Annotated in this window: 5 protein-coding genes and 1 pseudogene; 2 read left to right on the plus strand and 4 right to left on the minus strand. The window is 61.0% G+C overall.

Annotation, left to right across the window (positions count from 1 at the left end; genetic code table 11):
• A pseudogene (locus Q0341_RS08785) lies at nucleotides 1-219 on the plus strand (serine-type D-Ala-D-Ala carboxypeptidase); the annotation flags it as partial.
• A gap of 210 nt (nucleotides 220-429) precedes the next feature.
• Here the strand turns inward: Q0341_RS08785 and Q0341_RS08790 are convergent.
• The 4 genes from Q0341_RS08790 to hrpA all read right to left on the minus strand — a co-directional run bounded on the left by Q0341_RS08790 (nucleotide 430) and on the right by hrpA (nucleotide 8,048).
• Entirely contained in the window at nucleotides 430-2,628 is a 2,199-nt protein-coding gene (locus Q0341_RS08790; RefSeq protein WP_299512239.1) for an OsmC domain/YcaO domain-containing protein, read from the minus strand.
• Nucleotides 2,629-2,714: 86 nt separating this feature from the next.
• Complete coding sequence (msrA, locus tag Q0341_RS08795; protein WP_299512229.1) at nucleotides 2,715-3,401, minus strand: peptide-methionine (S)-S-oxide reductase MsrA; 687 nt, start codon at nucleotides 3,399-3,401, stop codon at nucleotides 2,715-2,717.
• Between the two features lie 2 nt (nucleotides 3,402-3,403).
• Nucleotides 3,404-3,898, minus strand: a complete 495-nt coding sequence (gene msrB / locus Q0341_RS08800; protein ID WP_299512231.1) for a peptide-methionine (R)-S-oxide reductase MsrB — start codon at nucleotides 3,896-3,898, stop codon at nucleotides 3,404-3,406.
• A 154-nt stretch (nucleotides 3,899-4,052) separates the two neighbouring features.
• Nucleotides 4,053-8,048 carry an ATP-dependent RNA helicase HrpA gene (gene hrpA / locus Q0341_RS08805; RefSeq protein WP_299512234.1) on the minus strand — a complete coding sequence of 1,332 codons (3,996 nt, stop codon included), beginning with the start codon at nucleotides 8,046-8,048 and terminating at the stop codon, nucleotides 4,053-4,055.
• Between the two features lie 87 nt (nucleotides 8,049-8,135).
• Here hrpA and argA point away from each other — a divergent pair, with 87 nt between their 5' ends.
• Nucleotides 8,136-9,482 carry an amino-acid N-acetyltransferase gene (gene argA / locus Q0341_RS08810; protein ID WP_299512236.1) on the plus strand — a complete coding sequence of 449 codons (1,347 nt, stop codon included), beginning with the start codon at nucleotides 8,136-8,138 and terminating at the stop codon, nucleotides 9,480-9,482.
• Nucleotides 9,483-9,641: the final 159 nt, after the last annotated feature.

Genomic DNA, 9,641 nt, shown 5'->3' on the forward strand with positions numbered 1-9,641 from the left:
CTATTGACCCTGCCCCGTGGCCAGCAAGTGCAAACCACGGTCACGCTCAATACCGACTTGCAAGCCCCCGTGGCCAAAGGCGCTGTGATCGGCAAAGTCGTGGCCACATCGAACGGCAAACCCGTGGGCGAAGCCCCACTGGTGGCCCAAGCCGAGGTGGAACGCGCTGGCTTCATGCTGCGCATGTGGCAGCATGTGCTGCAGTTGTTTGGCAAGTGAGCCCATCCGCCCAACGGACACAAGCCTTTACCGCCACTTTTGAGCGCATCAGCGACAACCCGCTGAAATGCGGCCATGGTGCAGCAGTTGTGTCCGTCAAGCCTTGCGGTGCAAGACATCGAGTGGGACGGGATGCTGGGCTGCTGCAACAAGCCCACGCAATCCCTGGGCATCGCCCGCGCGCAGGGCGTAAGCCAAGAGGCCAGCGCCTCAGGCCTGCTTCGCGGCCGCACGCGCCGCATGCAGTTTTTTGTAGCTGTCGAGCAAGCGCTGGTGCCGGTCCAAGGTTTCCAACTTTAGGCTGGTGGGCGTCAGGCCATGAAAGCGCACGCTGCCCTCCACCGAGCCAATGGCCGCATCCATCCGCTCGTTGCCGAACATGCGCCTGAAGTTGAACTCAAAGTCTTCTAAAGCCAAGTCCTCATCCAGCGTCACTTCCAGCACCACGTTCAAGGCTTGGTAAAACAAGCGGCGCTCCACCGTGTTGTCGTTGTATTGCAGGAAGGCGCCCACCAGTTCCTGGGCCTCATCCAGCTGCTGCAAAGCCAGGTGAATCAAGAGCTTGAGCTCCATCACCGTCAGCTGGCCCCAAACCGTGTTGTCGTCAAACTCGATGCCGATCAGGGTGGCGATGTCGAGGTAATCGTCAAGCTCGTTGTTCTCCAAACGGTCGAGCAATGCCTCCAAAGCCTCGTCGTCCAAGCGGTGCAGGTTGAGCACATCGGCGCGGAACAAGAGCGCTTTGTTGGTGTTGTCCCAAATCAGATCGTCGACCGGGTACACCTCGGAATAGCCCGGCACCAAGATGCGGCAAGCCGTTGCGCCGAGTTGGTCGTGCACCGCCACATAAGCTTCTTTGCCCATGGCCTGCAAGATGCCAAACAGCGTAGCGGCCTCTTGGGCGGTGGCATCCTCGCCCTCCCCGGCAAAGTCCCACTCCACAAATTCATGGTCCGATTGCGCGCTGAAAAACCGCCACGACACGATGCCGCTGGAGTCAATAAAGTGCTCCACAAAGTTGTTGGGCTCGGTCACGGCGTTGCTGGTGAAGGTGGGCGCGGGCAGGTCGTTCAGACCTTCAAAGCTGCGGCCCTGCAGCAGTTCGGTCAGGCTGCGCTCCAGCGCCACCTCCAAGCGGGGGTGTGCGCCAAAAGAAGCGAACACACCACCCGTGCGCGGGTTCATCAGGGTCACGCACATCACCGGGTACACCCCGCCGAGCGACGCGTCTTTGACCAAGACCGGAAAACCCTGCGCTTCCAAAGCCTCGATGCCGGCCACGATGTCGGGGTACTTCGCGAGCACATCCTGCGGCACGTCAGGCAAGGCCATTTCGCCTTCCAAAATTTCGCGCTTGACGGCCCGCTCAAAAATTTCAGACAGGCACTGCACCTGCGCTTCGACCAGCGTGTTGCCCGCGCTCATGCCGTTGCTCACGAACAGGTTTTCCACCAAGTTGGACGGGAAGTACACCACCTCACCGTCGGAATGGCGCACATAGGGCAGCGCACAAATGCCGCGCTCGGTGTTGCCTGAGTTGGTATCGAACAGGTGCGAGGCCTTGAGCTCACCATCGGGGTTGTAGATGGGCAGGCAGTGCGCGTCCAACAAGCCTTTGGGCAGCGCGTCGCGCTTGCCCGGCTGGAACCAGCGCTCTTTGGGGTCGTGCACGAAGTCGGCTTGCGCGAGGTCTTCGCCAAAAAACACGCCCGCGTAAAAGTGGTTGTTGTTCAGGCGCTCGATGTATTCGCCCAAGGCTGATGCCAAGGCGCTCTCTTTGGTCGAGCCCTTGCCGTTGGTGAAGCACATGGGCGAATGCGCGTCGCGGATGTGCAGCGACCACACATTGGGCACCAGGTTGCGCCAAGACGCAATCTCGATCTTGATGCCCAAGTTGGCCAAGACCGCCGTCATGTTGGCGATGGTCTGCTCCAGCGGCAAGTCCTTGCCAGCAATAAAGGTCTGCGCTTGCGCATCGGGGTTGAGCGTGAGCAAGGCCTGTGCGTCAGCGTCGAGGTTGTCCACCGCTTCAACGATGAAGGTGGGGCCCGCTTGGATCGCTTTTTTGACCGTGCAGCGGTCGATGGACCGCAAGATGCCTTGGCGGTCTTTGTCGGACATCTCGGCCGGCAACTCCACCTGGATCTTGATGGTCTGCAAATAGCGGTCCTCGGGGTCCACGATGTTGTTTTGCGACAGGCGGATGTGCTCGGTGGAGATGCCGCGCGTCTCGCAATACAGCTTCACAAAATACGCCGCACACAAAGCCGACGAGGCCAAAAAATAATCGAACGGCCCGGGTGCAGAGCCATCGCCCTTGTAGCGAATAGGCTGATCGGCCAGCACGGTGAAGTCGTCAAACTTGGCCTCAAGGCGCAGTTTGTCGAGAAAGTTGACTTTGATTTCCATGCCGTGGTTCCAAAAAAATGCGCCCACGGTGGGGCGACTGGTGTGTGTCATCCAAGGGCCAAGGCGACTGACCCTGCGCAGGGGCCTCAACCCCAGAGTTTTTTAACCCGAGCGTCCCGCCCACAACTCAATCGGTAGTAGTTGTAGCGCAGTTCGTTCTTTTTGTAGTAATCCTGGTGGTACTCCTCGGCCAGATGAAACGCCGAGCTGGGCGCCAATTCGGTGTGAATGGTGGTGAAGCGGCCACTGCTGATCAGGGCGTCACGGCTGGCCTCGGCGACGGTGCGTTCGGCCTCATTTTGCCAATAGATGCCGCTGCGGTATTGAGGGCCCACATCACAAAATTGCTGGTCTTTGACGGTCGGGTCGATGTGCCGCCAAAAGTAGTCGACCAACTGCGTGTAACTCACTTGGCTTGGGTCGTACAGCACCGTCACCGCCTCGGTGTGACCCGTGTGACCGGCGCTGACTTGCGCATACGTGGGCTTGGGTGTTTTGCCTGCGGTGTAACCCGAGTCAACGGCCACCACACCGGCCAGTTTTTCAAAGTCGGCCTCGATGCACCAGAAACAGCCACCGGCAAACAAGGCGTAAGCCATGGGCTTGCCGTTGACCACGGGTGCAGCTTCCACCTCGGTGGGCGTGGTCAGGGCAGCGGGTGCTTGGCCCGCGCTGGAAGACTGGCTGGGCGTGCAAGCCGTCAACAAAAATGCGCCAACGGCCCATGCCATGGCCAACCAACGCAGGGGCCTCAAAACAGGGGGTCTGTTCATGATCATGTCCTCAAAGCGGGGAGCGTTTGGCCTTCTGGCACAAACGTTAGGGCCACACCGTTGTTGCAAAAGCGCTTGCCCGTGGGCTTGGGGCCGTCATTAAACACATGGCCGTGGTGCCCGCCACAGCGCGAACAGTGGTATTCGGTGCGCGGGTAGATAAGCTTGTAATCGGTGGTGGTGCCCAAAGCATTAGGCAAGCCTTGAAAAAAACTGGGCCAACCTGTGCCGCTCTCGTATTTGTGGGCCGCGCTGAACAAGGGCAAATTACAAGCCACACACACAAAGGTGCCTGGCCGCTTCTCGGCATTGAGCGGGCTGCTGCCCGCGCGCTCGGTGCCGTGCTCAAACAGCACCTCATACGCACTCGGCGAGACCCACTTGCGCCACTCGGCTTTGGTTTTCTTCAGCGGGAAAGCGGCCGCCACCGCGCTCAAGGGCAGCGTGGCGCTGGCCAGCCAAGCTGAGAAGATTTTGAACATGTTGCGTCGTTTCATGGGAGTGACCTGGTTGGTTGATGAAACACTGGGCTTCATGATTGCATTCGTGCGGCAAGCCGGAAAGTTACAGCGCGCGACACAAGTGCTTCTGGATTGTCCTGTTTTTGACCATGCGTGGCATCGGTTGAGTGTCATACACCCACAAAACCCCTCAATGGTTCAACTGCCCCCAAGCCTTATCCAGCCGCTTAATGCTGACCGGCTGCGGGGTGCGCAACTCTTGTGCGAAGAAGCTCACGCGCAACTCTTCCAGTAACCAGCGGAACTCCAGCATGCGGGCGTCTTGGGCGCCTTTGCGTTCGGCCACCAGACGCCAGTAGCGTTGTTCTTGCGGTTTCAGCTCGGTCAAGCGCTGGGCGTCGCGGGCGGGGTCTGCGCGGTATTTGTCCAAGCGCTGGGTGATGGCCTTGAGGTAGCGGGCGTAATGCTGCAGCTGCGGCCACGGGGTGGCGGCCATGAAGTTTTTGGGCATCAGGCGTTGCAGTTGCGCTGTGCAGTCTGCGGTCGCGTCAGGGGCGTTTTTGGTGTCCTTGATCTTGCGGGTGGCTGCGCCAAACTCCAGCAAGATGGTGCCCGCAAGCCGCGCCACTTCGTTGGCAATCAGGGTCAGGCGGCCCCGGCCTTCTTCGATGCGGCGCTTGAAGGTGATTTCATCGTTGGGCAGCGGGTCGAGCAAGAAGGCCCGGTCCAGCGCCACGTCGATGATCTGGGCTTTCAGCTCGTCGGCGGTGCCCAGCGGCATGTAGGCCACGGCCATTTTTTGCAGGTCGGGGATGTTTTTCTCAAGGTACTTGAGCGCGTCTTTGATTTGCAGCGCAAACAGGCGGCGCAGGCCCGCGCGGTTTTTGCTGGCGGCCACATCGGGCTCGTCAAACACCTCGATGGTCACGGCGTCTTGCATGTCCACCAGCGCGGGGAAGCCAATCAGGGTCTGGCCGCCTTTGCTGATCTCCATCAGCTCGGGGAGTTCGCCAAAGGTCCAGGTGGTGTAGCGCTGGGGGGCCAGGGGCTTGGGTGCGGCAGCGGCTTTGGCCGGGGCGGCGTGGCGGCGGCTGGTGCCTTGTGCGCCAGGCGGCGCGTTGGACGCGGCCTGGCCTGCGCTGACCGCCGGGGCAGCCGCTGGCGCTGCAGCCACTTTCAGCTGCGCCAGCGCCTGGAACGCACCCCGCGCTTTGGCACCCAGCTCGCCTTTGAGCGCGCCTAGGTTGCGGCCCATGCCCAGCTGGCGGCCGTGTTCGTCCACCACCAGCAGGTTCATGAACAGGTGCGGGCTGAGCATCTCGTGTTTGAAGTCGGTGCGCTTGATGTCAAGGCTGGTTTCGTCGCGGGCTTTTTTGAGCAGCACGTCGGTGAGAGACCCGCTGCCAAAAAGCTCGGACACCGACAGCTCGGCGGCCAAGCGCGTGGCCGATTCGGGCAGCGGCACAAAGCGGCTGCGCGGGCGCTGCGGCAGGCTTTTGAGCAAGGCCTGAATCTTGTCTTTGAGCAGACCGGGTACCAACCATTCGCAGCGGTCTTCGCTCACCTGGTTGAGCGCAAACAAAGGCACCGTGACAGTCACGCCGTCGCGGGCGTCGCCCGGTTCGTGCAGATAAGTGGCCTGGCAGTCGGTGCCGCCCAAGCGGATGTGTTTGGGGAAGGCCTGCGTGGTGATGCCTGCGGCTTCGTGGCGCATCAGCTCTTCGCGGCTCAGCATCAACAATCGCGGCTGCTTGGTGCTCTCGGCGCGGTACCAATTCTCCAGCAGGCGACCGCTGCACACGTCGGCAGGCAGCTGCTGGTCATAAAAAGCGTAGATCAGCTCGTCATCCACCAGCACGTCTTGGCGGCGCGACTTGTGTTCCAGCTCTTCAACCTTGGCGATCATCTTGTGGTTGGCGGCCAGGAAAGGCAGCTTGGTCTCCCACTGGTCACCCACCAGCGCTTCGCGGATAAAGATCTCGCGTGCGCCTTGCAGGTCCACCCGACTGTAGGGCGTGCGGCGGCCGCTGTAGACCACCAAGCCATAGAGCGTTGCCCGCTCCAGCGCCACCACTTCGGCGGATTTCTTTTCCCAATGCGGGTCGAGTACTTGTTTGCGCAGCAGGTGCGCGCCGACTTGCTCCAGCCATTGTGGCTCGATGGCCGCGATGCCCCGGCCAAACAGGCGCGTAGTTTCCACCAGCTCGGCCACCACGATCCAGCGGCCCGGCTTTTTGCTCAGGTGCGCGCCGGGATGCTTGTGGAACTTGATGCCGCGTGCGCCAAGATAGGCTTCATCGTCTTCGAGCTTGTAGCCCACGTTGCCCAGCAGGCCTGCCAGCATAGACAGGTGTAATTGCTCGTAGCTCGCAGGCTGCGTGTTGATGCGCCACTTGTGCTCAGCCACCACCGTGAGCAGCTGGGTGTGTGTGTCGCGCCACTCGCGCACGCGCCGGATGTTGATGAAATTCTGGCGCAGCAGTTGTTCGTATTGGCGGTTGCTCAGCTTGTGCTGCGGCGCTTCTTGCGCAGGCCTTCCTTTTATTGGGGTCAGATCGCGATTATTTTGGCCCGGCTGGCCTGAGGAATTTAATTGGGATCTGACCCCGATTGTTCCGATTGTTTTGGTGGGGCCGCCCCTCGCGTCGTGAATCCATTTCCAGAGCTTCAGGTAACCGGTGTACTCGCTTTTGTCGTCGTCGAACTTGGCGTGTTGTTGGTCGGCCTGGGCTTGCGCGTCCATGGGGCGGTCGCGCACGTCTTGCACGCTCATAGCGCTGGCGATCACCAGCACTTCGTCCAGCGCCTCGCGGCCACGGGCTTCCAAAATCATGCGGCCCACGCGGGGATCCAGCGGCAGGCGGGCCAGCTCTTGGCCAATGGGCGTCAGCTCGTTGTCGTCGTCGACTGCGCCCAGCTCGGCCAGCAATTGGTAGCCGTCGGTGATGGCCCGTTTGGATGGCGCTTCGATGAACGGGAAGTCTTCCACCACGCCGAGGTGCAGGCTCTTCATGCGCAAGATCACGCCCGCCAAGGACGAACGCAAGATTTCCGGGTCGGTAAAACGCGGGCGGCCCGCAAAGTCTTTGTCGTCGTAAAGGCGAATACAAATGCCGTTGGCCACGCGGCCGCAGCGGCCTGCGCGCTGGTTGGCCGCAGCTTGGCTGATCGGCTCGACCATCAGCTGCTCGACCTTGCTGCGCAGGCTGTAGCGCTTGACCCGCGCCATGCCCGCGTCGATGACATAACGGATGCCAGGCACCGTCAAAGACGTTTCGGCCACGTTGGTGGCCAGCACGATACGGCGGCCGTTCGATGCTTCAAAAATTTGGTCTTGCTCGGCCTGCGACAGGCGGGCAAACAGCGGCAGCACTTCGGCGTTGCGCGTCAGCGGCTGGTGCGCCAGGTGCTTGCGCAGGTGGTCGGCGGCTTCGCGGATTTCGCGCTCGCCCGGCAAAAAGATCAGGATGTCGCCCCCTGCCCCGCCCTGCCACAGTTCGTCCACGCCGTCGGCGATTGCGTCATTCAGGCCATAGTCGCGGGATTCTTCAAACGGGCGGTAGCGCTGCTCCACGGGAAAGGTGCGGCCCGAGACCATGATGACTGGCGCTGGGCCGTTGCGCGACGCAAAGTGCTTGGCAAAGCGGTCGGCATCGATGGTGGCCGAGGTGACGACGATTTTCAGGTCGGGGCGGCGCGGCAAGATCTGGCGCAGGTAACCGAGCAAAAAGTCAATGTTCAGGCTGCGTTCGTGCGCCTCGTCGATGATGATGGTGTCGTAGGCCTGCAGCAGCGGATCGGTCTGGGTTTCGGCCAACAAGATGCCGTCGGTCATCAGCTTGACGGACGCGTTTTTGCTCAAACGGTCCTGAAAACGCACCTTGAAGCCGACCACTTCGCCCAGTGGGGTCTTGAGTTCTTCGGCAATCCGCTTGGCCACCGAGCTGGCCGCAATACGCCGGGGCTGGGTGTGGCCGATCATCCGCGCCCGCTCGCCCGGCTTGGCGTTGAGCTTGCCGCGCCCCAGCATCAGCGCAATTTTGGGCAGCTGCGTGGTCTTGCCCGAGCCGGTTTCACCGCACACGATGATGACCTGGTGCTGGTCCATGGCGGCCATGATTTCTTCACGGCGGGCCGAGACCGGCAGGCCTTCGGGGAAGTCGATTTGGAGGGGGGTGTCGGACAAGGCTAAAACTTCTGTGAAAATCAATGCAAGAACAGCTCGGGATTATCCCAGCCCCCAGCCATTACCGCCTAAACCGCCTCATTGCCCATGTCCACAGTTTTCAATTTCACCTTCGTGCCCTGGTTCCGGTCGGTGGCGCCTTACATTCACATGCACCGGGGCAAAACCTTTGTGGTGGGCATCGCGGGCGAGGCGATCGCAGCGGGCAAGCTGCAAAACCTGGCGCAAGACCTGGCGCTGATCCAGAGCATGGGTGTGAAGATCGTGCTGGTACATGGTTTTCGGCCCCAAGTGAATGAGCAACTGGCCGCCAAGGGTCACACGCCCAAGTATTCCCACGGCATCCGCATCACCGACAGCGTAGCGCTCGACTGCGCCCAAGAGGCAGCGGGCCAGCTGCGCTACGAGATCGAAGCGGCTTTCAGTCAGGGCTTGCCCAACACGCCCATGGCGGGTTCCACCGTGCGGGTGATTTCGGGCAACTTCATCACGGCGCGGCCGGTCGGCATTGTTGATGGGGTGGATTTCATCCACTCGGGCTTGGTGCGCAAAGTCGATGTGGACGGCATCATGCGCACCTTGGACATGGGTGCGATGGTGCTGCTCTCGCCCTTTGGCTTCTCGCCCACGGGTGAGGCTTTCAACCTGACCATGGAAGAAGTGGCCACCAGCGTGGCCGCAGAGCTGCAGGCCGACAAGCTGATCTTTTTGACCGAAATTCCGGGCATTCGCATGCAGCCAGGCGATCCCGCCAGCGACGACAACCCGATTGACACCGAACTGCCGCTGGCAGCGGCCAAGCAGTTGCTCGCTTCGCTGCCCCGGCCCACCATGCCCACCGACATTGGCTTTTATTTGCAGCACTGCGTGAAAGCTTGCGAAGAAGGCGTGGAGCGCTCTCACATCCTGCCCTTTGCAGTTGATGGCTCTTTGCTGCTAGAGGTGTATGTGCACGACGGCATCGGCACCATGGTGGTCGACGAAAAGCTCGAAGAGCTGCGCGAAGCCACCGCCGACGACGTGGGCGGCATTTTGCAGCTGATCGAGCCCTTTGAAAAAGACGGCACCTTGGTCAAGCGCGACCGCACCGAAATCGAACGCGATGTGGACCACTACACCATCATCGACCACGACGGCGTGATCTTTGCCTGTGCGGCGCTCTACCCATACCCCGAAGCCAAAACGGCCGAAATGGCAGCACTCACCGTGTCACCCCAGTCACAAGGTCAGGGCGATGGCGAAAAGGTACTCAAACGCATCGAGCAACGCGCCCGCGCCATGGGCATCAAAAGCATCTTTGTGCTGACCACGCGCACCATGCATTGGTTCATCAAACGCGGCTTTGTGCAGGTCGACCCCGACTGGCTGCCCGAAGCCCGCAAGCGCAAATACAACTGGGACCGCAAGAGCCAGGTGCTGGTCAAAAAGCTCTAATTGATTGGGCCCATTTAAATTTTCAGCTGAAGGCTTGCGGTGCGTCTTTTGTAGGTCGGCGCCTTCAGGTCCGACGTGGGCCAGGTGGACCCCAACCATTTGAAAATGCAGCTCTGCCAGGGGAAGCAAGGCCAGATTGTCAACGCAGGACCATCAAGG

It is taken from the genome of uncultured Limnohabitans sp. (genome assembly GCF_937889215.1).
In the GTDB taxonomy this organism is placed as follows: domain Bacteria; phylum Pseudomonadota; class Gammaproteobacteria; order Burkholderiales; family Burkholderiaceae_C; genus Limnohabitans_A.

Bases quoted from the DNA above. Each gene is read 5' to 3' on its own strand.
- msrA (WP_299512229.1), bottom strand. From the start codon at position 3,401: ATGAACAGACCCCCTGTTTTGAGGCCCCTGCGTTGGTTGGCCATGGCA.
- Q0341_RS08790 (WP_299512239.1), bottom strand. From the start codon at position 2,628: ATGGAAATCAAAGTCAACTTTCTCGACAAACTGCGCCTTGAGGCCAAG.
- msrB (WP_299512231.1), bottom strand. From the start codon at position 3,898: ATGAAACGACGCAACATGTTCAAAATCTTCTCAGCTTGGCTGGCCAGC.
- argA (WP_299512236.1), top strand. From the start codon at position 8,136: ATGTCCACAGTTTTCAATTTCACCTTCGTGCCCTGGTTCCGGTCGGTG.